The organism is Kitasatospora sp. NPDC001603 (assembly GCF_040298365.1).
GTDB lineage: Bacteria > Actinomycetota > Actinomycetes > Streptomycetales > Streptomycetaceae > Kitasatospora.
Genome location: NZ_JBEPAA010000002.1, coordinates 179,526 through 205,651, shown reverse-complemented (window position 1 = coordinate 205,651; position 26,126 = coordinate 179,526). Strand labels below are relative to the sequence as shown.

The window sequence follows — 26,126 nt, the reverse complement described above, 5'->3', positions numbered from 1 at the left end:
CCCTGAATCGTCCGATACCACCGGCTACCCTGTCGCGGTGACGACCTCCCGAGTACTGTCGATCGCCCTCCAGGACACCGACCGGCCCCGGCTGCGGCCGCTGCCGGTCGAAGCAGCCGAACTGCTGCACGATGTCGACGCTCCGCCACGTCTGGTCGCCCATCTCCGCGTGGTCCACGACGTCGCGGGGCAACTCCTCGAATGGCTCGCCACCCGCGGCCTCGATCTGGGGATCGACCCGGATGCCGTCCTGTTCGGCGCCGCCACGCACGACATCGGCAAGACGCTGCACCCCGCCGAGCTGTGCGGTCCGGGCGCACGGCACGAGGAGGCCGGCCGGGACCTCCTCCTCGCCCGGGGCGTCGGTGCCGACCGGGCACGCTTCGCCGCGACGCACGCCGCCTGGACGGCCGAGGCGGCCGGGACGGAGGACCTCCTGGTCAGCCTGGCCGACACGAGCTGGAAGAACAAGCGCGTCCCCGGGCTCGAAGACCTCGTCGTCGCCAGGCTCGCCGCGGCGAGCGAAAGGGCGGCCTGGGAGGAGTTCATCGACCTGGACACCGTGCTCACCCGCATCGGCGACCGGGCCGACGAACGGCTCGCCTTCCAGCTCGCCCACCCCACGGCGGGGGGCAGCCCACGGCTGCCGGACCTCACCCACGCGCTCGCCGACTGGTTCGCCGCGAACGAGTCGGCTGTCCGCGCACGCGGGATCGCCACCGAACTGGGGCACTCCCCCGACGACGGCCGGCTCAAGAACAGCGCCTGGCTGACCCTCGAAGCCGGCCGCCGGGCCATCATGATCACCGTCTGGAGCAGCGGCGAGACCGAACTCGACGACGTGGACCTCGATACCGGCGACAACCACCCCGAGCACCGGGACCTGACGACCGCTCAGGAGCTGCACGACGTCCTCGCGTCCGCCCTCGACCGGGCCGACCCCGGCACCGACGCCTGACCGCGCGGGCGGGGGCGGGGACGCCTACCCGTGACGCCCGCGCCGGGGCAGCTCGGCTTCGGCCCCGGGTGCGTCGAACGGGTGAACGCCGCGCCCCCCGCCGCCGAACCGGCCGGTAGAACGTCCGGCAGCGGCCCCTCGGCCCCCATATTCGAGGAAGGACTGGACCCGCCCCGCACTCGATGGGAGACCCCGGTGACCATGGCTTCCACCGTAGGGCGGTCGGGGCTGGCGCTCGCGCTGGCCGTGTCCGGGGCGCTCGCCGGGGCTCCGGCCGGCGCGGCCGCCGGGCCGGCGTTCGATCCCGGTCCGGCGGCCGCCGCTCTGGCGCGTCTGCTGCCGGCGCAGCACGACCAGTTCACGCTGGTCCCGGTCGCCAAGGGGGCGGGCGGGGACTCGTTCTCGGTGTCCGGCACGGCAGGGGCCGTCACGGTGTCCGGGACGTCGCCGGCGAGTCTGCTGACCGGAGCCGGCTGGTACCTGGAGAACGTCGCCCACGTGGACATCGGCCTGCCGGGAGACTCGCTGGGCGCGCTGCCCGCCGTCCTGCCCGGCGTCGGCTCCCCGGTCGGCCGCACCGCCGTCGTCCCGCACCGCTACGCGCTCAACGACACCGACGCCGGCTACTCGGGCGCCTACCGGGACTTCGCCGCGTACCAGCACGAGGCGGACGTCCTTGCGCTCCACGGCTTCAACGAGGTGTTCGTCCAGACCGGCGCCGAACTCCCCTACTACCGGGCGCTCCAGGGCTTCGGCTACAGCGGCGCCGAGCTGCGGTCGTGGATCCCGGCCCCCGCGCACCAGAGCTGGTGGCTGCTGCAGAACCTGAGCGGCGTCGGCGGGCCGGAGTCCGAGCGGTTGCTCACCGCCCGGGCGGCCCTGGGCCGACGGATCGCGGACCACCTCCGCGGTCTGGGGATGACACCGGTGCTGCCCGGCTTCTTCGGCACCGTTCCCCCCGGCTTCGCTGCGAGGAACGCCGACGCCAGGGTGGTACCGCAGGGCACCTGGGTGGGGCTCGACCGTCCCGACTGGCTCGACCCGACGAGCGCGGCCTTCCCGAGGCTCGCGGCCGCCTACTACCGCGCTCAGCGCGAGGCGTTCGGCGACAGCGCGATGTACAAGATGGACCTGCTGCACGAGGGCGGCACCGCGGGGCCGGTGGACGTGAGCGCCGCGGCCGGGGCCGTGCAGCGGGCCCTGCTCGCGGCGCACCCGCAGGCCACCTGGGCGATCCTGGGCTGGGAGAGCAACCCCTCGGGCGCCGTGCTGTCGGGGGTGGACCGCGGCCGGATGCTGATCCTGGACGGCCTGGCCGACCGCTACGACGGACTCGACCGCGAGCCGCAGTGGCAGGGCGCCCCGTACGCCTTCGGGACGATCCCGAACTTCGGCGGCCACACCTCGCCGGGTGCGAACTCGGCCGTGTGGGTGCGGCGGTTCCAGCAGTGGCGGACCAAGCCGGGCAGCGCACTGCAGGGCATCGCGTACCTGCCGGAGGCGGTGGGGACGGATCCTGCGGCGTTCGAGCTGTTCGGCCGGCTCGCCTGGGAGCCCGCCGGGATCGATCAGACCGCGTGGTTCGCCGCCTACGCGGCGCGCCGCTACGGCGCGGCCGACCCGCATGCGGCGGCGGCGTGGGAGGCCCTTCGGCAGGGCCCGTACAGCATGCCGTCCGGCCGGTGGAGCGAGGCGCAGGACAGCCTGTTCGCGGCGCGCCCGAGCCTGACCGTGGCGACCGCCGCGACGTGGAGCCCCCCGGCGACGCGCTACGACCCGGCACGGGTGCGGGCCGCGCTCGACGAGCTGCTGCTGGTGTCACCGGCGTTGCGGTCCTGCGACGCGTACCGGTTCGACCTGGTGAACGTCGCCCGGCAGGCGCTGGACAACCGGGCGCGAGCGCTGCTGCCGCAGATCGCGAGCGCCTACCACGCGCGGAACCGGACGCTGTTCCGGTCGCTGGTGCGCGAGTGGGAGGCCGACCTCGCGCTGGTCGACCGCCTGTCCGGGACCGACGCGCGGTCCATGGTCGGGCCGTGGATCGCCGCCGCCCGCTCGTGGGGCGCCGACGCGGCGGAGCGCGACCGGCTGGAGTACGACGCACGGTCGGTCCTGGCGAAGTGGAGCGGCCGCGTCCCGAGCGACGTCCACGGGCTGCACGACTACGCGAACCGGGAGTGGGCGGGCCTGGTCGCCGGCCTCTACGCCCGGCGGTGGAGCTCCTACTTCTCGTCGCTGGACGAGGCTCTGACGAGCGGCGCGCCGCCGGCGTCGATCGACTGGTTCGCCATGGACGACGCATGGTCGCGGCAGACCGCGCCGCTTCCGACCTCCCCCTCGGGGGACCAGGTGGACCTGGCGCGCGAGGTCGCGAAGGCCCTGCCGGGCTGAACGGGGCGGTGAGCGCCACCCGTTCCACGCGGCTCCGACAACGGCCGGACCCTACCGGTGACACGCCCCTTCGGCGGACCGCGGGGCCGGCACCCTTCCGGGTACCGGCCCCGCGGGTCAGTACAGCTGGCGGATCAGTAGAACCAGACGGAGAGGCGGGCCGTGTTCGGGGCCGCGTCACAGAAGTAGGTGACCGCCTGGCCCGAGGACACGTAGGCCTTGCCCGCGATCTCGCACGCGGCAGCGCTCGGGTACATCCCGATGTAGGTGAAGCCGGTCGCCTGGGCGGCCGGGGCCGCCAGGAGCGCGCCGCCGGCCAGGACGCCGGCCAGGGCCACGGAGGAGACCACTCTGCGAATCGCCATGATGGTGTAGTCCAATCTCGTAGAGGAACACCTGGAGGCCGCACCCTCGCTGTCTGAAGGGGAGCCTCCACCAGTCCCGGCACCTGCGGCAATGGGCCTCGGGAAGTTCGGCCGGAAGCCATCGGATCATGGAGCACCGCAAACCGGAACCGGCGCCGCCACCTGTGAAGACTCCTGCACAACACACCCGGGTCCGACGCGGCTCGGCCGAAAACAGCAGCACCGCCGGTGCGGACCCGGCACGTGCCCACCTCACGCACCACGCCGGGTGAACCACCCCACCCGCACCACCCGCTCCACGTCCGGATCCGGCGGACGGCGGTGGGCCCGCACGCGCGAGAAGCCCGTCATTCCATCGGACGGGAATGGGCCTCGGAAATGGCGAAGGCAAGGAGAAGACTCTCCTTGCCGTTATCAAGATATAGCGCAGCGGGGGGCTTGCCGCAAGGCCCCCGGCACGGTGCAGAATCGTCGGCCGAAGCCACCACCTGCGGAAATCGGGGTGCGCCCGCCGTGTGTCGCTGTCGACGCACGGCGGGCACGGTGGCGTCGAATCAGTGGCAGGACCAGTGGCGGGGCAAGTGGCGGGACCAGCGGTGGAGTCGCGGGTGCCCGATGCGACGCGCGGGGGCGCGCCCCGGCCGACGCGCCGGCGGAACGGCCGGCGGGAATGAGGAACGTGCTCGACAGGAAGTTCGACGAAATCGCGGGCGCCGGTGATCCGACCGGCCGCCGCAGTGCAAGGGAAGACGGCTGCCCCGGAGGTACGGCAATGAATGAGCAGTACGTGCGGGATCTTCATGAGGTGGACGAGAGCCAGAGCGCGATCGTCGGCGGCAAGGGTGCGCACCTGGGCGCGCTGTCGCGGATCGAAGGCGTCCACGTACCGGACGGCTTCTGCGTGACGACGGACGCCTTCCGGCGGATCATGGCGGAGGCCCCGTCGATCGACGGTCTGCTCGACCGACTCCCGCACCTGGACCCGGACGATCGCGAGGGGGTCCGCACCCTCAGCGCGCGGATCCGTCGGGCCGTCGAGGAGATCGCCCTCCCCCACGACCTCGCGGCGGAGATCACCGGCGCACTCGGCCGGTTCGGCGAGCGGGCCGCCTACGCCGTCCGCTCCAGCGCGACGGCGGAGGACCTGCCGACGGCCTCCTTCGCCGGCCAGCAGGACACCTATCTGAACGTCGTGGGGCCGGCGGCGGTCCTCCGGCACGTCAGCCTGTGCTGGGCCTCGCTGTTCACCGAGCGGGCGGTGGTCTACCGCCGGCGCAACGGCATCGACGACCGTACGGTCCGGATGGCCGTGGTCGTGCAGCGGATGGTCCTCCCGGAGGCGGCCGGCATCCTGTTCACGGCCGACCCCGTCACGGGCGACCGGACGGTCGCCACCGTGGACGCCGGTTTCGGCCTCGGCGAGGCCCTGGTCTCCGGGCTGGTGAACCCGGACGTCTTCAAGGTGCGCGGCGACGAGGTCGTCGTCCGGACGATCGCCGCCAAGCAGCGCGCCCTGTACGCCCTGCCGGGCGGCGGCACGCGGGAGGTGGCGGTCGAGCCGCGGCGCCGCGAGCAGCCCGCGCTGACGGATGCGCAGGTCCTCCGGCTCGTGCGGCTCGGGCGGCGGATCGAGGCGCACTTCGGCACCCCGCAGGACATCGAGTGGTGCCTGGTCGACGACGGCTTCCGGATCGTGCAGAGCCGGCCGGTCACGACGCTGTTCCCGGTCCCCGAGCGCGGCGACCGGGAGAACCACGTCTACGTCTCCGTCGGTCACGGTCAGATGATGACCGACCCCATGAAGCCGCTGGGGTACTCCATGTGGCAGCTGACGGCCATGGTGGCGATGCACGAGGCCGGCGGCAGGCTGTTCGTGGACGTCACCCCGCGCCTCGCCTCGCCCACCGGCCGGGTCGCTCTCCTGGACCTCATCGGGAGGGGCGATCCGCTGGTCAGGGACGCGCTGGAGACCGTCCTGGACCGCGGCGACTTCGTCCCGACGGTCCCAGACACGGCGCCCGTCGGCCCGCCGGCCGGTGGCGCGCCCACCCCGATCGCGACCGATCCGGCGATCGTCACCGGGCTGATCGAACGCAGCCGGGCGTCCGTCGCCGCTCTGGAGCGCGACATCCGGACGAAGACCGGACCGGCGCTGTTCGAGTTCCTACTGGAGGCCTTCGAGGAGCACAAGCGGGTGCTCAGCGACCCGCTGAGCCTCCAGGTGATCATGGCGGGGATGGAGGCCACCTGGTGGCTCAACGACAAGCTGCGGGAGTGGCTGGGCGAGAAGAACGCGGCCGACACCCTGACGCTGTCCGCCCCCGACAACGTCACGTCGGAGATGGGGCTGGCGCTGCTCGACGTCGCGGACGTGATCCGCCCGCACCCGGAGGTGGTGGCCTTCCTGCGGGGCGTCAAGGACGAGGACTTCCTGGACGACCTGGCGAAGCTCGCGGGCGGGACCGAGGCGCGGGACGCCATCGAGGCCTACCTCGACCGGTACGGCATGCGCTGCGTCGGCGAGATCGACATCACCAGGCCGCGGTGGCGCGAACGCCCCGACACGCTGGTGCCCGTGATCCTCGACCACGTCCGGAACTTCGAACCGGGCGCCGCCGCACGGCGCTTCGAGCAGGGGCGGCGGAAGGCCGAGCAGAAGGAACAGGACGTGCTCACCCGCCTGCGGGCCCTGCCGGAGGGGGACCTCAAGGCCGCCGAGACCAAGGCGATGATCGACCGGGTCCGCACCTTCATCGGGTACCGGGAGTACCCCAAGTACGGCATCATCAGCCGCTACGCCGTCTACAAGCAGGCCCTGGTCCGGGAGGCCGAACGCCTGGTGGAGGCCGGTGTGCTGACCGAGCGGGAGGACGCCTTCCACCTCACGTTCCAGGAACTCCACACCGTCGTGCGAACGCACCGGGTGGACGCCGGGCTCCTCCGGCGGCGCAAGGACGCGTTCCGCTCGTACCACGCGCTCACGCCGCCCCGGGTGCTCACTTCGGACGGCGAGGCCCTGACCGGGTCGTACCGGCGCGACGACGTTCCGGCCGGGGCACTGGTCGGCGTACCGGTGTCCGCCGGGACGGTCGAGGGAAGGGCCCGTGTCGTCCTCGACATGGCGAAGGCCGATCTCGAAGCGGGCGACATCCTGGTCACGGCCTTCACGGACCCCAGCTGGTCGCCGGTGTTCGTCGGCATCGCGGGGCTGGTGACGGAGGTGGGCGGCCTGATGACCCACGGCGCGGTGATCGCCCGGGAGTACGGCCTGCCGGCCGTCGTCGGCGTCGAGCGGGCCACCCGGCTGATCCGGGACGGGCAGCGGATCCGCGTGCACGGGACCGACGGGTTCATCGAGATCCTGTCCTGACCGCGCCGGCCCGGCCGGGGGGTGCGCCGGGACCCTGCCGTCGTGGTGCCCGGCGCTAGCCCCGGCTCGGGGCGGTGGCCGGCGGAGCATCCAGGACGGTGAAGCGCAGACCGGCCGCGGTCAGGCGGTCGATCAGCGCGCTGCCCATCGCGACCGCCGGGGTGACCTGGCCGGCGGTGGGCGGCAGTTCGTCGTAGGCGAGGCTGAGCGCCGACTCGGCGAGCATCTTGGCGGTCTCCGTGTAACCCGGGTCGCCCCCGGACACCTCGGTGAAGACCCGGTGCCCGGGGCCGGTCTCGCCGACGAAGCGGACGGTGAACCAGGAGGCCGCGCGCTGCTCGGCGCTGGGCCCCGCGCCGGGCTTGCGCAGGCCGGTCAGCGCCCGGCGCAGCGGCGGCAGTTGGGCGGCGAGCGCCAGCAGGGCGAGTCCGGCGCCGCCGGCCAGCAGCACCGGGAGCCGCCGGACCGCCGCGTAGTGGCCGTAGCGGAAGACCGGGCCGTAGTCCGGCCGTGCGGCGGCCGAGCGGGCGACCACCAGCGGATCGATGGTGGGCATCGGCACCGCCCAGGCGCGGGCCTCGGCCGACCGCCGGACCGGGCCGGCCTTGGCGCTGATCCTGCGGCCGGCCGGCCGGGGGTCGGCGGCGCGGCGCTCCCGCGCGGCCCGGGCGGCCGCGCGGGGGCGGGACATCGCGGTCAGCGCGGAGGCGAAGGTGCCGCCGGAGAACGTCCCGCCGGCCCGGACGAAGCCCCGTACCGAGACCGCGGCGCCGTCGGGCAGCGCACCGAGTTCGCGCATCCGCTCCAGGGTGAACAGCACTCCCAGGTCGTGCGGCACCGAGTCGAAGCCGCAGGAGTGCACCAGCCGGGCGCCGGTCTCGACGGCCCGGCGGTGGTGCAGCAGGTACATCCGGTCGACGAACTCGGGTTCGCCGGTGAGGTCGACGTAGTCGGTGCCGGCGTCCGCGCAGGCGGCCACCAGCGGCTCCCCGTGGCTGAGGTAGGGGCCGACGGTGGAGACCACCACCCGGGCCGCGGCCGCCACCTCCCGCAGCGAGCCGGGGTCGGTGGAGTCCGCGATGAGCAGCGGGAGGTCGGCGCAGCCCGGCTCCAGGGTGGCGAGGTGCGTGCGCAGCGCCTCCAGCTTGCCCCGGTTGCGTCCGGCCAGCGCCCAGCGGCAGCCGGCCGGCGCGTTCCGGGCCAGGTACTCGGCCGTCAGCGCGCCGGTGAAGCCGGTGGCGCCGAACAGGACCAGGTCGTACGGGCGTTCGGCATCCATGAGCGTTCCCTACCGGCCGGTAATGACGGAGCGCCTCACGCTAGGGACCGGGGCACGACGGTGTCAACCGTCCACGCCGGGGCCCGGTGCCGCCGGCAGCAGCGGGGCAGACTGCCCCGAGACGATCTGGCGGAGCGTCAGCAGACCGATGTAATGTCACACTTCATGACATGCACCCGCTATCTCCTGGCCGCGAGCCTCGTCGGCGCGCTCGCCCTCCCCCTGTTCCCCACCAGCGCGGCGGCCCAGGCCCAGCCCGCCTGTCGCACCGCCGCCGCGCCCCCGGTCGACGCCGAACAGGCACGGCTGGCGGATCCGAGGGCGGCCGCCTTCACCGAGCGGGCCGGGCTCGGTGACTTCGTCGGGAGGTTCCCCGCCGCCCTGTGCTCCGCGCGGAACGCCGCCGAGGCCCGGGAGCTCGTGGACGCCTGGGGCCGGGCGCTCTGGCGGGCGGCGGTGGACCGCGCCCAGGACCGGCGGCGCGGCGGCGACCTGCCCGCCCGGGACGACCGCCCGCTCTACTGGACGCGGCTGGCCATGACCGTCCGGCTCGCCCAGTGGCAGCCCGCCTTCCCCATCGACACCGCCGACCTCCGCTCGCGGTTCGAGGACGCCTCCCGCGGGCTGCTGGACAACGAGTTCAGCGGGACGCCGGGCGTGCGCCGGGTGTTCGTCAGCGGCTTCGACCCCTTCGGCCTCGACGGCGAGCTCCGTCGCGCCAACCCCTCCGGCGCCGCCGCCCTGCGGCTGAACGGTCTGCGGATCACCCTGGCGGACGGCACCCGGGCCGAGATCCGGGCCGTACTGCTCCCCGTCCGCTACGCCGACTTCGACCACGGCATCGTCGAGCGCGCCTTCGGTCCGCGCCTCTCCCCCGGCCCGCGGTCCGCCGACCAGATCACCACCATCAGCCAGGGCTACCCCGGGCTGTTCACCGTGGAGGCCTGGGCCGGCCGCGCCCGCTCCGCCGACCCGTACCCGGACAACACCGGCACGCTCTCCGGCGGCACCCGGGAGCACCCGGTGACCGCCCCTGGCATGGGGCCCGGGGCCGAGTTCATCGCCACCACACTGCCCGCCGCGGCCATGACCGCCGTGCAGCAGCCGTACCCCGTCCAGCTGAACACCGTGGTCACCGAGATCCCCGCCGGGGGCGACGCGCCGGTCGACCGCGAGGACGGTCCCACCCCGGGCTCCCGGGCCGTCGAGGGCGGGGGCGGCGGGTACCTGTCCAACGAGGTGGCCTACCGCTCCAACCGACTGCGGCTGGAACTCGCCCCGCGGCTGCCCGGCGGCCACCTCCACACCCCCGTGCTCACCGGCCTCCCCGAGCACACCGACCGGCTCACCGGCCCGGACCTGGAACGGAACGAGGCCGCGATCACCGACGAAGTCCTCGACATCCTCCGCCACGCCACGCCGTGACCTCCCCGGACCGCCGGGGTGTCCGGCGCCGGCCCCGTGCGGCGGCGTCGGCCACCCCGGCCGGTCGGCCCCGGGCTACCCGCTGAGCGCGTCGACCTCCGCGTAGCCGGGGATGCCGGCGGGCAGCTGTCCGCCGTCACGGACGGCGACCGCCGTGCCGACCGCGGCGCCCAGGGCCGCACGGAACAGCAGGGAGCCGGTGCTGACCCGGCGCACGCCCAGCTCCGCCAGCCGGTCCAGGCCCAGCGCCGGCAGGTGCAGGACGTTCACCGGGACCGGCACCGCGGCCGTCACGGCGGCGATGTCCCCCTCGCGCGCCAGGCCGGGCACGAAGACGCCGTCCGCGCCCGCGTCCACGTACCGTCGCGCCCGGTCCAGCGTCGCGGGCACCGAGGCCTCGACCCCGAGCCAGTAGGTGTCCGTGCGGGCGTTGAGGAAGATCCCCGGCGCCCGGCGCTTCACCTCGCGGACCAGCGCCTCCTGCGCCGCGGGGTCGGCCAGGTGGTCGTCGCGGCCGTCCTCCAGGTTGACCCCGGCGACTCCCAGCTCGGCCAACTCGACCGCCAGGTCGCCCACTTCGGCCGGGTCCGTACTGAAGCCGGCTTCGATGTCGACGGTGACCGGACAGGGCAGCCGGACCAGCCGCCCGGCCAGTGCCACGGTCTCGTCCCGGGCCAGGCCCGCGGCGTCGGGAATGCCGTTGGCCGCGGCCACGCCGAGGCTGGTGGTGCCGATGGCGGCGAACCCGGCGGCGGACAGCGCAGCGGCCGAGGCGAAGTCCCAGGCGTTGGGCAGCAGCAGCGGCCGGCCCCCGTGGTGCAGGGCGTGGAAGGCGGTGGTCATCGGGCCGTCGCCTCCACCAGGCCGGCCGCGAGGGCGAGCGCGTGCGCACGGCCGGGGCAGGCGTGCGGGCCGGCGCCGAACGGTGCGTCCGCCAGGCCGACCTCCACGAGCGTGCCGTCCGGCGCCACCCGGCGGGTCAGGGGCACCGGCGGATCGGTGCGCCCCGCCACCGTGTGGGCCACCAGGGCCTTGGTCGCGTCGCAGGCCTGGACGAGCAGCCCGATCCGGTTGGCCGTGGCCTCGTCGGCGACGCCTCCGCACACCTCGACCAGCCGGGCGAGCGCCCGGTCCGCCTCCTCCGTGACCGCGGTGTGCGGCTGGTACGACGCCGCCACGAGGGCGACGTCCCCGGCCACCTCCGGCGGCAGGCCGAGCGCCTCGGCGAGCACCTCGACCGGCCCGTCACCCCGCTCGGCCGCCCGCAGCCGCAGAGCGTCCGGGTCGAGGGACGCCAGCTCGGCCTCCGCCAGCGCACGTCTGCGGCGGTGGGCCGCGCCGCTGCTGAAGCGCGCGACGGACGACCTCAGCCAGGCGACGCCGCCCGGCGGGGAGTCGGGGACCGGTGGGACGAGGAACTCCGGGTCGGTCAGCACGGCGTGACTCATCAAAGGCATGGCGCCAGGCTAACGGGCACCTCCGACACCGCCCCTGAGCCGCCGGGCCGCCCGGTTGCCCGGCGGCCCGGCGGCCCGGCGACGGGAGAATCACGGCAGGTGGTCGGGGCGCGTGGCCCGACCACCCGCGGGCGTCAGTGCTGCGGACCGGCCGGGGTGGTGGCCGGCGGAGCGGACGGCGGGGTCGAGCCGCTGGCATTGGGGTCGGTCTTCGGCGCCGGGTCGGGGATGTCGGCCATCTTCAAGGACTTCCTCGGCTCCCCGCGAAGGGCCAGGTTCATCGCCAGCTGCCAGATCGGGCCGGGACCGTCGGCACCGAACACCTCCGAGAAGTGCTTGCCGCCGATGGTGATGTTGCGCATCTCGACACCGCCGGCCGGCCCGCCGAGCCAGACCGACGTGGCGAGCTGCGGGGTGTAACCGCTGAACCAGGCGGCCCGCTTCTTGTCCGAGGTGCCGGTCTTGCCGGCGATCTGCCGGTCGCCCTCCAGGTTGAGCGCCGAGCCGGTGCCGTCCGCGGTCACGCCGTTGAGGATGGTGTTCAGCACCTGGGCCGTCGACTCGGAGAACGCCCGGCCGCAGTTGGCGGCCGGGACGGCGATGTCCTTGCCGTCCACGGTGGTGATCTTGTTGATCGCGGTCGGGGCGCAGTACTTGCCCCCGGCGGCGAAGGTCGCGTAGACGTTGGCCATGGTCAGCGGGCTCATCTCCTCCACGCCCAGCGCCATCGCCGGCACCTCGTCCAGGGGCTTGCCGCTGGCCCGGGTGGTGATGCCGAGCTTGTTCGCCATCTGCTTGACCGAGCAGAGGCCGATCTCCTGCTCCATCTGCACGAAGTAGGTGTTGATCGAGCGGGCCATCGCCTCCTTCAGCTGGTAGGGGCCCTTCTCACTGGCGGACTCGTTCGGCACCACCGTCCTGGGCTTGTCGGTGTTCTTCCAGGTGCCCGCACAGGTCTTCATCGTCGGGTACTCGAGCTTGTTCGGGGAGGAGTACTCGGTGACCGGCGACAGGCCCGCCTCCATCGCGGCGGCCGCGACGATCGGCTTGAAGGTCGACCCGGGCTGGAAGCCGTTGCCGCCGCCCATCGCCGCGTCGACGTTGAGGTTGACGACCGTCTGGTTCTTCTTCGGGTCCAGGCCGTAGGGGCGGGTCTGGGCCATCGCCAGGATCTTGCCGGTACCCGGCTCCATCATGGTCGCGGCGGCCGACACCGAGTCGGTGACCTTCACTCTGGTGGTCACCGCGTTCTGGGCGGCGGCCTGCTTGTCCGGGTCCAGGGTGGTGGAGATGTTGAGACCGCCCTGGTCCCAGAACTTCTTCCGCTCGGCGGCACTCGCGCCGAACGCCGGATCCTGCTTCACCACGTGCCGGACGTAGTCGCAGAAGAAGCCCATGCCCGCCTGGGCGGTGATGCAGCCGTTCTGCGGCTCCCGGTACTGCAGACCCAGCGGCGCGGCCTTCGCCTCCTTCGCCTGGTCCGCGGTGAGGTGCTTGTTCTCGACCATCTTGTCGAGCACCACGTTCCGGCGCTTCACCGTGTTCTCCGGAAAGCGCACCGGGTCGTACAGCGAGGGGTTCTGCACCATGCCGGCCAGCGTGGCGGCCTCGGCCACGGTGAGGTCCTTGTTGCTCTTCCCGAAGTAGCGCTGCGAGGCCGCCTCCACCCCGTACGCGCCGTGACCGTAATAGGTGATGTTCAGGTAGTTGGTGAGGATCTCGTCCTTCGTCATCTCCTCTTCCAGTTTGATGGCGACCTTCAGCTCCTGGATCTTGCGGCCCAGTGTCTTGCGCTGCGCCTCCAGGACGGCCGCCTGGTCCTCGCCGGCCTTCTCCACATTGACGTTCTTCACGTACTGCTGGGTGAGCGTCGAGGCACCCTGCGAGGCGGTACCGCTCTCCGCGTTCTTGCCAGCCGCCCGCAGCACGCCCTTGAGGTCCACGGCGCCGTGCTCGTAGAAGCGCGCGTCCTCGATGTCGACCTGCGCCTGGCGCATGAACGGGGACATCTGGTCGGCGGGGATGACGGTGCGGTCGCGCTCGTAGACCTTGGCGATCAGCCCGCCCTTGGCGTCGAAGATCTGCGTGGCCTGCGTCAGCGGCGGCGTCTTGAATTCGCCCGGAATGTCCTCGAAGCTCTCCGCCGTGCTCTTGGCGGTCAGCCCGAACGCGCCGACGGCGGGCAGGGCCACACCGGCCAGCAGCGCACCGGACACCACGCTCACGCCCAGGAAGGTCCCACCGTGGCGGACCAGCCGCAGCGGCGAACTTCGCGCCGGGGGGTTCTCTCCGGCGTCGGACGCATTCCATATCGGGGGAAGTTGAGAAGCCATGCCGGAATGCTAGCGCCCATTTCTGACGCATCGAACGATCAGTCGAACGGTAATGTCCCGGCCGTGTCACAGACACCCGGAGGCTGCCCGTGAATTCCGCCGCGCATTTCTTCGGACGGCATGCCGGAACAAGGATCTCCGGTGAATTCCCGAGAGGCCCCCCGATGAGGAGAACGCCGACGAACCGCCGGTCCGGCGGCGACCGGGCGCCGACACCCGCCCCGGGTCCGCGGATCCGTGACTACACCTGAAGCACCCCTCCCCCTCACAGCACCCTGACATCAGGTAGATGCGGTGAGCGGGTCGAAAGGTTGCACGCACACGGGGATTCCGCTGCACGGTGACCGGGCCGTCGGGAACGCACGACCGGCCGGCGCACCCCGCGGTGCGCCGGCCGGTCCTGGCGGTGCGGTCGGGACTACTGCGGGGTGACGTAGGCGCCGGAGATGCCGCCGTCGACGAGGAAGGTGTTGGCGGTCATGAAGGACGAGTCGTCGGAGGCCAGGAAGGCGACCGCCGCGGCGATCTCCTCCGGCTCGGCGAAGCGGCCGACGGGGATGTGGACGAGGCGGCGGGCGGCGCGCTCCGGGTCCTTGGCGAAGAGCTCCTGGAGCAGCGGGGTGTTGACCGGCCCCGGGCAGAGGGCGTTGACGCGGATGCCCTCGCGGGCGAACTGCACGCCCAGCTCGCGCGACATCGCCAGCACCCCGCCCTTGGAGGCGCTGTAGGAGATCTGCGAGGTGGCGGCGCCCATCACCGCCACGAAGGAGGCGGTGTTGATGATCGAGCCCTTGCCCTGGCGCTGCATGTGCGGGATCGCGTACTTGCAGCAGAGGTAGACGGAGGTCAGGTTGACCTCCTGGACGCGCTTCCAGGCGTCCAGGCCGGTGGTGAGGATCGAGTCGTCGTCCGGCGGGGAGATGCCGGCGTTGTTGAAGGCGATGTCGAGCCGCCCGTACTCGTCCACGGCCCGCTGGAAGAGGTCGCGGACGGCGTCCTCGTCGGTGACGTCGGCCTGGATGAAGAGGCCGCCGACCTCGTTGGCGGCCTTGGACCCGGTCTCCGGGTCGAGGTCCACGCAGACCACCTTGGCGCCCTCGGCGGCGAACCGCCGGGCGGTGGCCAGACCGATGCCGCTGCCCGCACCGGTGATGACGGCCACCCGGCCGTCGAGTCGCTCGCTCATGCTGATCATTCCTCCGTGGAGATGAAGACGTTCTTGGTCTGGGTGAAGGCGGCGAGGGCGTCCGGGCCGAGCTCGCGGCCGAGCCCGGACTGCTTGAAGCCGCCGAAGGGCGTCGAGTAGCGCACCGAGGAGTGCGAGTTGACGGAGAGGTTGCCGGCCTCGACGCCGCGGGAGACCCGCAGGGCGCGGCCGACGTCCCTGGTCCAGATGGACCCGGAGAGGCCGTACTCGGTGGCGTTGGCGATCCGCAGCGCGTCCTCCTCGTCGCGGAACGGGACGACGGTGACGACCGGTCCGAAGATCTCCTCGGTGAACGCCGGGTCGTCGTGCCGGACGGGCGCCAGCACCGTCGGCGGGAACCAGAAGCCGGGGCCGTCCGGGGCGGTGCCCCGGAACGCGACCGCCGACTCGTCCCGGACGTAGGAGGCGACCCGGGCGTGGTGGGCGGCGGAGATCAGCGGGCCCATCTCGGTCTTCTCGTCGGCCGGGTCGCCGACCCGCACGGCCCGCACGGCCGGCTCCAGCAGCGCCATGAACTCGTCGTGGACGGAGGCCTCGACGAGGATCCGGGAGCGGGCGCAGCAGTCCTGGCCGGCGTTGTCGAAGACGGCGTAGGGGGCGGTGGCGGCGGCCTTGGCGAGGTCGGCGTCGGCGAACACGAGGTTGGCGCTCTTGCCGCCGAGTTCGAGGGTGACCGGCTTCACCTGGGCGGCGCAGCCCGCCATGATCTCCTTGCCGACCCGGGTCGAGCCGGTGAACACCACCTTGCGCACGTCCGGGTGGGTGACGAAGCGTGCGCCGACCACCGGGCCGCGGCCGGGCAGGATCTGCAGCACGCCCTCGGGGAGGCCGGCTTCGAGGGCGAGTTCGCCCAGCCGCAGGGCGGTGAGGGGGGTGAGTTCGGCGGGCTTGACGATGACGGTGTTGCCGGCGGCCAGCGCCGGGGCCAGGGCCCAGGCGGCGATCGGCATCGGGAAGTTCCAGGGCACGATGACGCCGACGACGCCGAGCGGTTCCTGGAAGGTGACGTCAAGGCCGCCGGCCACCGGGATCTGCCGGCCGAAGAGCCGTTCGGGGGCGGCGGCGTAGTACTCGATGACGTCGCGGGCGTTGCCGGCCTCCCAGCGGGCGTTGCCGATGGTGTGGCCGGCGTTGGCCACCTCCAGGGCGGCGAGGTGCTCCCGGTCGCCGTCGACGGCGGCGGCGAAGGCGCGCAGCAGCCGGGCCCGGTCGGCGGGGGCGACCCGGCGCCAGGTGTCGAAGGCGGCCCGGGCGCGGGCGACGGCGGCGTCGGTCTCGGCGAGGCCGGCCAGTTCGACGGTGCTGATCACCTCCTCGGTGGCGGGGTTGACCACCTGGTGGAGGTCGGGGTCGGTCATCGGGTCGTCTCCCTGGAGCGTGCGCAAGCGTGATCGGCGGGAAGGCGGCTCGCCTCGACGAGCGCGCGGAACAGGCGCGGGTCGTCCGGGTCCGTCTCGGGGTGCCACTGGACGCCCAGCGCGAAGCGGTGGCCGGGCAGTTCGAGTGCTTCGACCGTCCCGTCCTCGGCCCGGGCGGTGACGCGCAGTCCGCTGCCGGTGAGGTCGGTGGCCTGGTGGTGGTAGCAGTTGACCTCGGCGGCCGGTCCGAGGACGGCGGCCAGTCGGCTGCCCGCCTCGACGTCGACGCGGCGGCGGACGAACTCGGCCGGGACGATCTGGTGGCTCCGCTCGGGCAGGTGCTGGCGGAGGGTGCCGCCGAGGGCGACGTTCAGCAGCTGCATGCCGCGGCAGACGCCGAGCACCGGCAGGTCGCGGTCGAGGGCGCCGCGCAGCAGGGTCAGCTCCCAGTCGTCGCGGGCCTGGTGCGGTGGGCCGGTCCGCGGGTCGGCCTCGGCGGCGTAGCGGGCGGGGTCGATGTCGGGTCCGCCGGCCAGCACCAGGCCGTCCAGCGCGTCCAGCAGAGGGCCGGCGTCGCCGGGCTGCGGCGGTAGCAGCACGGGCGTGCCGCCCGCCGCGGCGACGGAGTCGACGTAGGTCTGCGGGACGAGGCTGGCGCGCTGGCGCCAGACGGACCAGGCGGCCTCGTCCTGGTAGCTGGTGATGCCGATCAGGGGGCGTCGTCGGTCAGGGTTCACGGTCGCTCTCTGTGGTCACGGTCGCCGGGGGCGGGTCGGTGTCGGTCGGGGGCATCGGTGTCGGGCACCCGGGGGCGGGTCGGTGTCGGTCGGGGGCATCGGTGTCGGGCACCCGGGGGCGGGTCGGTGTCGGTCGCCCGGGGTCGGGTCGGTGTCGGTCGCCCGGGGTCGGGGCGGGGTCGTCGGGCGCGGTCACAGCCGTTCGAAGCCGCGGCGGCGCTCCCAGTCGGTCACCGCCCGGTCGTAGGCGGCGAGTTCGACCCGGCCGGCGTGGGCGTAGTGGCGGACGACGTCCTTGCCGAAGGCCTCGCCCGCGGCGGCGCTCCGCTCGAAGGCGGTGACCGCGTCGCGCAGGTTGGCCGGTACCCGGGGGGCGTCGGAGGCGTAGGCGTTCCCGGTGAACTCCGGTTCGAGTTCCAGCTGTTGCTCGATGCCGTGCAGGCCGGCCGCGATCAGGGCGGCGACCGCGAGGTAGGGGTTGACGTCGCCGCCGGGGACGCGGTTCTCGAAGCGCAGCGAGGGGCCGTGGCCGACCACCCGCAGGGCGCAGGTGCGGTTGTCCCGTCCCCAGGCGATCGCGGTGGGCGCGAAGCTGCCCGGTACGTACCGCTTGTAGGAGTTGACGGTGGGGGCGAACAGCAGCGCGAAGTCCGCGAGGCAGGCGAGCTGTCCGGCCAGGAAGTGCTCCATGGTGCGGGAGAACCCGTTCGGCCGGTCCCCGGCGAACACCGGCGCGCCCTGTTCGTCGCGGAGGCTGAGGTGGATGTGGCAGGAGTTGCCCTCGCGCTCGTCGTACTTGGCCATGAAGGTGAGGCTGTAGCCCTCCTGCGCGGCGATCTCCTTGGCCCCGGTCTTGTAGACGGAGTGGTCGTCGCAGGTGGTGAGGGCGTCGGCGTACTTGAAGGCGATCTCGTGCTGGCCGAGGTTGCACTCGCCCTTCGCCGACTCCACGGTGAGGCCGGCGCCCGCCATGCCGTTGCGCAGCCTGCGCAGCAGGGGTTCGATCCGGCCGGTGCCGAGGACGGAGTAGTCCACGTTGTACTGGTTGGCCGGGGTGAGCTTGGTGTAGTCCTTGTCCCAGGCCTGTTCGTAGGTGTCCCGGAAGACGATGAACTCCAGCTCGGTGGCGGCCTGGGCCTGCCAGCCGTACCCGGCCAGCCGGTCCAGCTGGCGGCGCAGCACCTGGCGCGGGGAGACGGCGACGGGCGTGCCGTCGTGCTGGGTGATGTCGCACTGGACCATGACGGTGGCCGGGTGCCAGGGCACCGCGCGCAGGGTGGCGAGGTCGGGGCGCAGGGTGAGGTCGCCGTAGCCGCTCTCCCAGGAGGAGATGTCGTAGCCGTCCACGGTGTTCATGTCGATGTCGACGGCGAGCAGGTAACCGCAGCCCTCGGCGGCGTTCGGGACGACGTCGGTCAGGAAGTAGCCGGCGGCGACGCGTTTGCCCTGGAGGCGGCCCTGCATGTCGGTCATCGCGAGCACGACGGTGTCGACGGAGCCGTCGGCCACGCGGGCGCGCAGCTCGTCGAGGGTGAGCCTGCTGTTCAACGGATCTCCAGTTCGGCGTCTTCGGCGTCCGGTGCGGCGGGCCCCGGCGGGGTCTCGTGGATGCGGGGGCCGGTGAACCAGTGGCGGGCGGAGGCGAGCCACCAGAGGCCGGCGAAGCCGACCACCACGGTGACGGCGACGGGCGTGTAGTTGAAGCTCTCGGCGGTGATCGGGCTGACGGTGGGGAGCATGAACAGGACGGTGATCACGGCGGTCCAGCCGACCGCGACGGTGCCGATCACCCGGCTCCAGCGGCCCAGGTGCCACGGGCCGCGCGGGAACGCCTCGCCCTGGCGCAGCCGCAGGTAGACCGGGATGACGTAGGAGATGTACAGGCCGATGACCGAGATCGAGGTGACGGCGGTGTACGCGGTGGAGTTCCAGAGCGCGGGCAGGCCGAGCAGGAGCGCGCCGCCGGTCGCCAGCCAGACCGCGTTGGTGGGGGTCTGGGTGCGCGGGTCGATGCGGTGCCAGAGGGCGGAGCCGGGCAGTGCGCCGTCACGCGAGAAGGCGTAGATCATACGGGAGTTGGCGGTGACGGAGGCCATGCCGCAGAAGAACTGGGCGCCGATGACGATCAGCAGGAGCAGTTCGGCGCCGTTGGTGCCGATCGCGTCGATGAAGATCTGGGCGGGCGCCACCCCGGTGTCGCTGTGCAGCGCGCCGTCGTAGTCGCGGATGGCGAAGGTGATGCCGAGCAGCAGGATCCAGCCGGCCACCAGGGAGACGGTGATGGCGTTGACGATGCCGCGCGGGCCGGAGCGGGCCGCGTCCTGGGTCTCCTCGGTCATGTGCGCGGAGGCGTCGTAGCCGGTGAGGGTGTACTGGGCGAGGAGCAGACCGAGCATGGCCACGTAGAGCTGGTTGTGGAAGCCGGTGTTGTTGACGAACTCGGTGAGGACGAAGGACGCCGAGGCGTGCCGGTCCGGCACGAGGACGAGCACCCCGACGATGACGGCGACGCCGACCAGGTGCCACCAGACGGACAGGTTGTTGAGGAAGGCGACGAGCCGCACGCCCCGGGTGTTGAGCAGGCCGTGCAGCACCAGGATGACGGCGAAGATCTCCACGGTGTGCGCGGGGCTGGCCGCGAAGCCGAACTGGAGGCTGAGGAAGGCGTTCGTGAAGAAGGCGGCGCCGTAGTCGACGCCGGCGGTGACCGCGACCTGGCCGAGGAAGTTGAACCAGCCGGTGAACCAGCTCCAGGCCGGGCCCCGGCTGCGGGCCAGTTTGGCGGACCAGTAGTAGAGGCCGCCGGCGGTCGGGTAGCTGGAGCAGATCTCGGCCATCGCCAGCCCGACGCAGAGCGTCAGCAGGCCGACCACCGGCCAGCCCCAGATGATCATGGCGGGTCCGCCCGCGTTCATCCCCGTCCCGTACAGGGTGAGGCAGCCGGACAGGATCGAGACGATGGAGAAGGAGACGGCGAAGTTGGAGAATCCCGACATCGAGCGGGCGAGCTCCTGGGTGTAGCCCAGCTCGCGGAGGCGTTGTTCGTCGGCGGAAACGGGAGGCGCGCCGTCCGGAAACACCGGCGGGGCAGGGTGGTCGGGTGAGCGTTCGTCGGTCATGGGCACCCCTGGGGGTTGAGGGTGTGCCGGGCCGTGCGCGACCACGGCGGTGTGGTGCGCGGCTCCCGGCGGGTCAGACGGTCGGGCGGCTCTCCAATGGTCTGGAACCAGACCATTGAGGTGGGTGAGCAGCATCGTTCACCCAGCGGCAGGGCCGCGTCAAGGGCTCCGGGGGCGCGAGTCGGAAGGTGCGTGCCGGAGGGCGCTCATAGGTACGATTCCGGCGTGGACGTCGACGAAGCACGCGAACAGGCGCGCCTGGACTGGCAGGCCGGGGCGATCTTCCGGCCCGTCCGGACCGGCAACGCCTTCGAGGAGACCGTCGAACGCCTGCTGCAGGCGATCAAGCTCGGGGTCTTCGGGCACGGCGACCGGCTGCCCGCCGAGCGCGACCTCGCCGCCCGGCTCGGGGTCAGCCGCGAGACCCTGCGCGAGGCCCTCCACACGCTCCAGGAGGCCGACTGCGTCGAGTCGCGCCGCGGCCGCTACGGCGGCACCTTCGTCACCTACCGGATGCCGCCGCCGGACGTCGGCGAGCTGCGCCGCGCCGTCCGCGACCTCGGCGGCGAACTGGAGGACGCGCTGACCTACCGCCTGGTGCTGGAGACCGGCGCCGCCGAGGCCGCCGCCCGGCGCACCCTCTCCCCCGACCAGCGCGCCCACCTGGAGCGCCGGCTGGCCGACCTGGAGGGCGCACCCGCGGAGCGGTACCGCCAGCTGGACTCGCGCTTCCACCTCGCCGTCGGCGAGCTCACCGGCTCGCGCACGCTGGCCACCGGCATCGCCGAGGCCCGGATGCGCCTCAACGACCTGCTGAACGCCATCCCGATGCTCGACCGCAACATCGAGCACGCCGCCGACCAGCACCGGGCGATGGTCCGGGCGATCCTGGACGGCGACGGCGAGGCCGCCCGCCGCGCCACCGAGGAGCACCTCGCCGGGACGGCCGCCCTGCTCCGGGGCTTCCTGGCCTAAGGGGTGTTTGCGAAGTCCCGGCTGGACTCCGCTCCCGCCCCGGACGAACCACCGATCACCCTAACTTCCTTGACTTTCAAGGGAGTTCAGGCCAGACGGGGACCGGTTCGGGCCAGCTCCGGGCAATCGCGGCACCCGGGCCGCAGGGCGGTGCCTACCGTCGACGGGTCGGTTGGCACCCGTCCTGTCGGCCGCCCCGTCGTGTGGAACACCGAGGTAGGGAGTCCGCGCTGTGTCATCCTTGCTGCACTACGAGCTCGTCGCCGATCCGACGTCCCTCCAGGCGTCGCTCCAGGACGAACCCTCCCTGGGGACGGTCTACGTGATCGTCTCCAACACGCACCAGTCCCAGGTGGAGTGGGAGTACATCGACGTGGTGATGCCGTTGCTCGCCATGTCCTCCGACCTGACGGCCAACGCCGCGGCGGTCACCGCGAGCGTCGAGCGGACGTACCAGAGCCCGTTCGACGACGCGCTGGAGTTCCGCTGGGGCAGCGCCCAGGGCCACTTCCGGGCACAGCTCTCCCAGGCGCAGCCCCCGACGAGAAGGAACGCGCTCCTGAGCAGCCACGGGGCGCTGGTCCTGAAGCTGGAGAACATCCCGGTCTCCGAGGGCGCGGGCCTCACCCTCCTGGAGATCCGCGAGAAGGCCGGCGGCGGCGACGCCAACGAACCCATGCGGCGGGACCACTGCACCACCACCCTGGGCCTGGTGAAGCAGACGCCGAGGGTCCCGCGCAACTTCCGCGCGCAGCGGTCCCTGGTGAACGGTGACGCGGGCGAGACCCTGCTGCTCCAGTGGGACGGGCCGACCGGTCTCGACTACGCGATCCTGGATCCGACGGGGGCCGAGGTCCACCGCGAGCCGGCCGTGCAGGGAGCCGCGGGGGCGCACCGGGACTACAGCTGGCCCACCGCCGCCCCGAAGCGCGGCACCACGTACACCCTGGTCGCCAAGGCCCCCGGCGGCGGGCAGCAGCGGGGGTACTTCCTCACCACCACCGTCCACGCGCTCGTCCCCGAGTTCGACAGCGGGACGCGCACGCCGTGGATCGAGGGGACGGCGAACAAGGCCCTGGTCACCTTCACCGCGGACGGCCTGGAGGTCCGCGACGCCAAGCGCGACCTGGGGACGGTGCAGGCCAACAAGGTCGACGTGGACAACGTGACCACCCGGCTGGTCCAGGGGCGGACCGACAGCGCCGGCTGGATCACCTTCCCGGACATCGGCGTCAACGTGTACCACGGCACCAACAGCGACCTGGGCGTCCTCACGGCCGCCCGGGCCGACGTGGAGGGCGTCAACACCACGTGGGCGGGCAGCCGGGCCGGCGGGAAGGGCTGGATCGACTTCACCCAGCCCGGCGCCACCCTCCACAAGGACGGCAACCAGGACCTCGGCACCCTCACCGCCGACAAGGCCGAGCTGAACGGCCTGAACACCACGTGGGTCGGCGACCGCGACGGCGGCCAGGGCTGGATCGACTTCCTGCAGAACGGCATCGACGTCCACAAGGACGGCGGCCAGGAATGGGGCGTCATCGCCGCCGACAAGGCCGACCTCAACGGCATCAACACCAAGTGGGTCCAGGGCCGGAGCACCACCGACGGCTGGATCGAATTCCCCGCCAACGGCGTCCGCGTCCTGCGCGACGGCGGCCACGAACTCGGCACCGTCACCGCCGGCGAGGCCGATCTCAGCGTGCTGCGCACCGAGCAGGCCCGCGTCTCCGGTGAGGCCTGGGTCACCGGTGGGGTACGGGTGAAGGGCCTGCTCACCGCCACCGGGGGGATGAAGCTCTACCACGAGGGGGAGCGGATGTTCGTCACCATGCCGGACCGGATCCTCTTCTACGGGATCAACGAGTTCACGCAGTGGGTGACCTTCGCCCAGGGCATCGCCGTCACCTACGGCGACAGCAGCGTCTCGATGGCCAAGGGCAACGGGATGCTGGTCAGGAACAGCAACCTCCAGATCCAGCACGGGACGCTCTCCATCTCCTCCGGCGGCAACCCGCCGCAGGTCCGGGAGCTGTGAGGACCCCCGCGGCACCTTGACCGGCACCAGGCCCCGCCCCCGCGGTCCCGGGGGGGGCGGGGCCTGGTGCATGTGCCTCATGCGCCGGGACCGGGGCCGTCTCATGAACCAGAACCAGCCGAATGACGAATGACGAATGACGAATGACGAATGTTGATCAATGACTGCCAAATGTTGCTCGTGGTCCACTGACATCGATCAGGAGTTTGCCCTGTACTTCCGACGCAAGGTGCGTGCTATTGGTCTAGACCATGGACGTCACAACGCCCTGCCCCACCAAGGAGGATCACCCATGAAGGGTCTTCGACTCCCGGTACCGGCACCGGGCCCGGAGCCGGGTCAGGGCGGACGCGAGCCGGGAGGACCGGTCGCCGGTCCTCCCAGCGATGTGCCGGGGGCCGGAGCTCTCACCCGGCCCGGCGGGCGCGACCGCCGGCGGCCCTACGCCCAGAGCTGTTCGCCGAGCGTCCCGCCCGGTGCGGCGCCGGGGAGCACGTAGGCCACGGCCGAGGCCCGGTGCTCGACGAACGGGCCCAGCGCGTCGCGTTCGGCCAGGCGGTTCTGGACCCGGGTGAACAGGGCGGGATCGCGCATGAAGGCGCAGAACAGCAGGCCGCGGTCGTCGAGGCCGTCGTCGTAGCTGTAGCTGCGGCGGAGCATCCGGGCGCCGCCGTCGAGACGGGGGCTGCTGAGGCGGACGTGCGCGGACGCGGGGATGACGTAGGAGCCGTCCGGGTTCTTGGCGTAGATGTCCGGGTCGTCGTGCTCGGCGGCGCCGGTGAGCGGGACGCCGTCGCCGCCGCGGCGGCCCATCACCGCGTCCTGCCGCTCCCCGGGGAGCGCCGCGAAGCCGTCGACGTCCATCCGGATCCGGCGGTACACGAGGACGGTCCCGTTCTCGTGCGGCCCCGGCGGGCCCCAGACCCACTGCCGGGCGGCGTCGTCGTCGGGATTGGCGGTGCCGTCCTTGAAGCCGAACAGGTTCCGCGGTGTCACGCCCCGGGGCGTGAGGGGCAGAAAACCGGACTGGGTCCAGCGGGGAACGAGGCCGGCGGCCTTCGCGGCGGCGGTGGCCAGTTCCGCGACGACGGTCGGGGTCCAGCGGTCGGCGGCGCACAGCTGGACCACCAGATCGCCGTGGCTGCGCGCCGGGTCGAGGCGCTCGCCGGGGAACGGCGGCAGGTCGGCCAGGGCGGCGGGCACGTTCAGGCCGAGCCGGGAGGCGAGTCCGGGACCCACGCCGACCAGGGAGGTTAGCCGGGTCGGCACGCCCGTCCCCAGGCGCGGGTCGGGCAGCGTACCGGCGGCCGCGCCGGAGAGGGTTCGGGTCAGCGCGTCGAGGACGGCGCGGAGGGTCTGCCGGTCCGCGGCCGCGGTGGTCGGCGGGAGGTCGAACGACAGCATTTGTGCGACAGGCAGTTGAGGCTCCGTCACCCCGGCCTGCCGGGGCCCGTGGAAGGGGACCGCCGACCCGGGCGGCGGGCCGGCGGGGTGCGACCGGTCGTCCGGCGTCAGGACGTCGCCCGCCAGCGCCTCGGCGGCCGCGCCGATCCCGGCGGCCAGCACCGCGCCCGCCGCGAGCACGGCCCTGCGTCCCAAACCGGCCGCGGCTGGTCGTGCCGGTTCCTGCGGATTTCCCGGTTCGGTATGCATGGCCGATATTGGAGACGATAGAACACGTATCATGCAAATCCCCTCTCCTCAGCGCCTGTTGTCCGCTCGGGCCGCCCGGCCCGCCGCATTCCGGGCTTCGCTGCCGAGACGCCTGTCGGTGCTGGTCACCCTGGTCGCGGTGGCGGCGACGGGGTGCTCGGCGACGGATTCCGAGCCGTCCGGGAAACCGCATCCGGCCGGGAACGTTGTTCGCGTACCGGAGGACTTCGCCACGGTGCAGCAGGCGGTGGACGTCGCGCGCGAGGGTGACACCGTGCTGATCCAGCCGGGGGTGTACCGCGAGAGCGTGCGGGTCACCGTGCCGCGGGTGGTCGTGCGCGGCACGGACCGGAACGCGGTGGTCCTCGACGGCGGGGTGCGGCTCGTCAACGGCATCACCGTCACCGGCGCCGGCTCGGTGGTGGAGAACCTCACCGTCCGCGGCTACCTCGCCAACGGCGTCCTGTTCACCGGGGTCACGGACGACCAACTGCAGCGTCACGGCGCCGGCGGCTCGGCCTACGACCCGCTGGACACCGTCCGCTTCCCGCCGGTGCAGGGCTTCCGGGCCTCCCGGGTGACGGCGTACAACAACGGGCTCTACGGCATCTACGCCTTCGACGCTCGCGGCGGCGTCATCGAGGACTCCTACGCCTCCGGCGGCGCCGACTCCGGCATCTACGTCGGCCAGTGCAAGCCCTGCGACACGCTGGTGCGCGGCAACACGGTCGAACGCAACGCGGTCGGCATCGAGATCACCAACGCCTCGGACAACCTGACGGTGCTCGGCAACCGCGTGGTCGGCAACCGCGTCGGCGTGACGGTCAACTCCAACGACCTGGAGGCCCTCGCCCCGCAGCACGGCGCGGTGATCGCCGGCAACGTGATCGCCGGCAACAACGCCGCGGACTCGCCCGAGCAGGCCGACGGCGGCTTCGGCATCGGCATCGGCATCGGCGGCGGCACCGCGAACCAGGTGCTGCGCAACCTCGTCCAGGACAACCGCGCGGCCGGGGTCGTCATCACCGACCCGCCCGGGCACCCCGCCGTCGGCAACCGCGTCGAGGGCAACCACGCCACGGCCAACGGCGTCGACCTCGTGCTGGCCTCGACCGATCCCGGGAACTGCTTCACCGGCAACTCGCCCGCGACGCAGAGCCCGAACGGGCTGGAGGAGGTGGCCGGGTGCGGCGGCGCCGCGCGCCAGGCCGTCCCGGCCGGTCGGCCGGCCGCCGTCGAACCACCGCCCGGGACACCGTTCAACTCCGTGCCCGTGCCGCCCGCCCAGCCGTCGATGCCCGATCCGACCGCGCCCGGCCGCCCGGCGACGGACCTGCCCGGACCGGTCGATCCGAACCGCTACCCGCTGCCGACCGACGTCGCCGCCATGCCGCAGCCGAACGGAGCCGGACCGGCCTGAGCGCGACCGAACCGAGCCCGGCCGGCCGACAGCGCTGCCCG

At 73.0% G+C, this 26,126-nt stretch carries 18 protein-coding genes; 7 read left to right on the top strand and 11 right to left on the bottom strand.

The genetic code is table 11. The annotated features are described in order from the left end of the window. The first annotated feature begins 37 nt into the window (after positions 1 to 37). Together ABT263_RS38835 and ABT263_RS02475 are read left to right on the top strand one after the other, a co-directional pair. The gene (locus ABT263_RS38835; protein WP_502885739.1) at positions 38 to 958 is read left to right on the top strand and encodes an immunity protein TriTu family protein; all 921 of its coding nucleotides are present in this window, start codon (positions 38 to 40) and stop codon (positions 956 to 958) included. 201 nt (positions 959 to 1,159) lie between these two features. Continuing rightward, positions 1,160 to 3,349: an alpha-N-acetylglucosaminidase gene (locus ABT263_RS02475; RefSeq protein ID WP_352286686.1), complete on the top strand. Its 2,190-nt coding sequence runs from the start codon at positions 1,160 to 1,162 to the stop codon at positions 3,347 to 3,349. 134 nt (positions 3,350 to 3,483) lie between these two features. Here ABT263_RS02475 and ABT263_RS02470 read toward each other — a convergent pair whose 3' ends face one another. After that, positions 3,484 to 3,714, bottom strand: a complete 231-nt coding sequence (locus ABT263_RS02470) for a hypothetical protein (protein WP_352286683.1) — start codon at positions 3,712 to 3,714, stop codon at positions 3,484 to 3,486. Positions 3,715 to 4,486: 772 nt separating this feature from the next. On the opposite strand from ABT263_RS02470, the gene rph reads away from it, so the two are divergent. Next, positions 4,487 to 7,084 carry a rifamycin-inactivating phosphotransferase gene (gene rph / locus ABT263_RS02465; protein ID WP_352286681.1) on the top strand — a complete coding sequence of 866 codons (2,598 nt, stop codon included), beginning with the start codon at positions 4,487 to 4,489 and terminating at the stop codon, positions 7,082 to 7,084. Positions 7,085 to 7,139: 55 nt separating this feature from the next. Here rph and ABT263_RS02460 read toward each other — a convergent pair whose 3' ends face one another. Beyond that, complete coding sequence (locus ABT263_RS02460; protein WP_352286679.1) at positions 7,140 to 8,363, bottom strand: saccharopine dehydrogenase family protein; 1,224 nt, start codon at positions 8,361 to 8,363, stop codon at positions 7,140 to 7,142. 165 nt (positions 8,364 to 8,528) lie between these two features. On the opposite strand from ABT263_RS02460, the gene ABT263_RS02455 reads away from it, so the two are divergent. Next, the gene (locus ABT263_RS02455) at positions 8,529 to 9,788 is read left to right on the top strand and encodes a PA0049 C-terminal domain-containing protein (protein WP_352286677.1); all 1,260 of its coding nucleotides are present in this window, start codon (positions 8,529 to 8,531) and stop codon (positions 9,786 to 9,788) included. A gap of 75 nt (positions 9,789 to 9,863) precedes the next feature. Here the strand turns inward: ABT263_RS02455 and ABT263_RS02450 are convergent, their stop codons facing one another. The 8 genes from ABT263_RS02450 to ABT263_RS02415 all read right to left on the bottom strand — a co-directional run bounded on the left by ABT263_RS02450 (position 9,864) and on the right by ABT263_RS02415 (position 19,999). After that, positions 9,864 to 10,631, bottom strand: a complete 768-nt coding sequence (locus tag ABT263_RS02450; protein ID WP_352286675.1) for an isocitrate lyase/PEP mutase family protein — start codon at positions 10,629 to 10,631, stop codon at positions 9,864 to 9,866. Further along, positions 10,628 to 11,245 carry a hypothetical protein gene (locus tag ABT263_RS02445; protein ID WP_352286673.1) on the bottom strand — a complete coding sequence of 206 codons (618 nt, stop codon included), beginning with the start codon at positions 11,243 to 11,245 and terminating at the stop codon, positions 10,628 to 10,630. Before ABT263_RS02445 ends, ABT263_RS02450 begins: the two co-directional genes overlap by 4 nt. Before the next feature lie 134 nt (positions 11,246 to 11,379). Further along, a complete protein-coding gene (locus ABT263_RS02440; RefSeq protein ID WP_352286671.1) occupies positions 11,380 to 13,470 on the bottom strand; it encodes a transglycosylase domain-containing protein in 2,091 nt (696 codons plus the stop codon). 526 nt (positions 13,471 to 13,996) lie between these two features. Further along, positions 13,997 to 14,773 carry a 3-oxoacyl-ACP reductase gene (locus tag ABT263_RS02435; RefSeq protein WP_502885738.1) on the bottom strand — a complete coding sequence of 259 codons (777 nt, stop codon included), beginning with the start codon at positions 14,771 to 14,773 and terminating at the stop codon, positions 13,997 to 13,999. Then, positions 14,770 to 16,143: an aldehyde dehydrogenase family protein gene (locus ABT263_RS02430; protein ID WP_352286668.1), complete on the bottom strand. Its 1,374-nt coding sequence runs from the start codon at positions 16,141 to 16,143 to the stop codon at positions 14,770 to 14,772. The genes ABT263_RS02435 and ABT263_RS02430 overlap by 4 nt, the downstream gene beginning before the upstream one ends. Continuing rightward, a complete protein-coding gene (locus ABT263_RS02425; RefSeq protein ID WP_352286666.1) occupies positions 16,140 to 16,880 on the bottom strand; it encodes a gamma-glutamyl-gamma-aminobutyrate hydrolase family protein in 741 nt (246 codons plus the stop codon). Before ABT263_RS02425 ends, ABT263_RS02430 begins: the two co-directional genes overlap by 4 nt. A 192-nt stretch (positions 16,881 to 17,072) precedes the next feature. Continuing rightward, complete coding sequence (locus ABT263_RS02420; RefSeq protein ID WP_329485423.1) at positions 17,073 to 18,428, bottom strand: glutamine synthetase family protein; 1,356 nt, start codon at positions 18,426 to 18,428, stop codon at positions 17,073 to 17,075. Continuing rightward, positions 18,425 to 19,999 (bottom strand): amino acid permease, encoded by a 1,575-nt coding sequence (locus ABT263_RS02415; RefSeq protein ID WP_502885737.1) that lies wholly within the window; start codon positions 19,997 to 19,999, stop codon positions 18,425 to 18,427. Before ABT263_RS02415 ends, ABT263_RS02420 begins: the two co-directional genes overlap by 4 nt. 225 nt (positions 20,000 to 20,224) lie before the next feature. Between ABT263_RS02415 and ABT263_RS02410 the strand changes: the two genes are divergently transcribed. Further along, positions 20,225 to 20,974, top strand: coding sequence for a FadR/GntR family transcriptional regulator (locus ABT263_RS02410; RefSeq protein WP_352286664.1), 750 nt, complete (start codon positions 20,225 to 20,227; stop codon positions 20,972 to 20,974). Positions 20,975 to 21,206: 232 nt separating this feature from the next. Next, positions 21,207 to 23,012: a hypothetical protein gene (locus ABT263_RS02405; protein WP_352286662.1), complete on the top strand. Its 1,806-nt coding sequence runs from the start codon at positions 21,207 to 21,209 to the stop codon at positions 23,010 to 23,012. A 441-nt stretch (positions 23,013 to 23,453) separates the two neighbouring features. On the opposite strand, the gene ABT263_RS02400 is transcribed toward ABT263_RS02405, so the two are convergent. Beyond that, complete coding sequence (locus ABT263_RS02400; protein WP_352286660.1) at positions 23,454 to 24,611, bottom strand: Dyp-type peroxidase; 1,158 nt, start codon at positions 24,609 to 24,611, stop codon at positions 23,454 to 23,456. A 289-nt stretch (positions 24,612 to 24,900) separates the two neighbouring features. Between ABT263_RS02400 and ABT263_RS02395 the strand changes: the two genes are divergently transcribed. After that, entirely contained in the window at positions 24,901 to 26,085 is a 1,185-nt protein-coding gene (locus ABT263_RS02395) for a right-handed parallel beta-helix repeat-containing protein (RefSeq protein ID WP_352286658.1), read from the top strand. Positions 26,086 to 26,126: the final 41 nt, after the last annotated feature.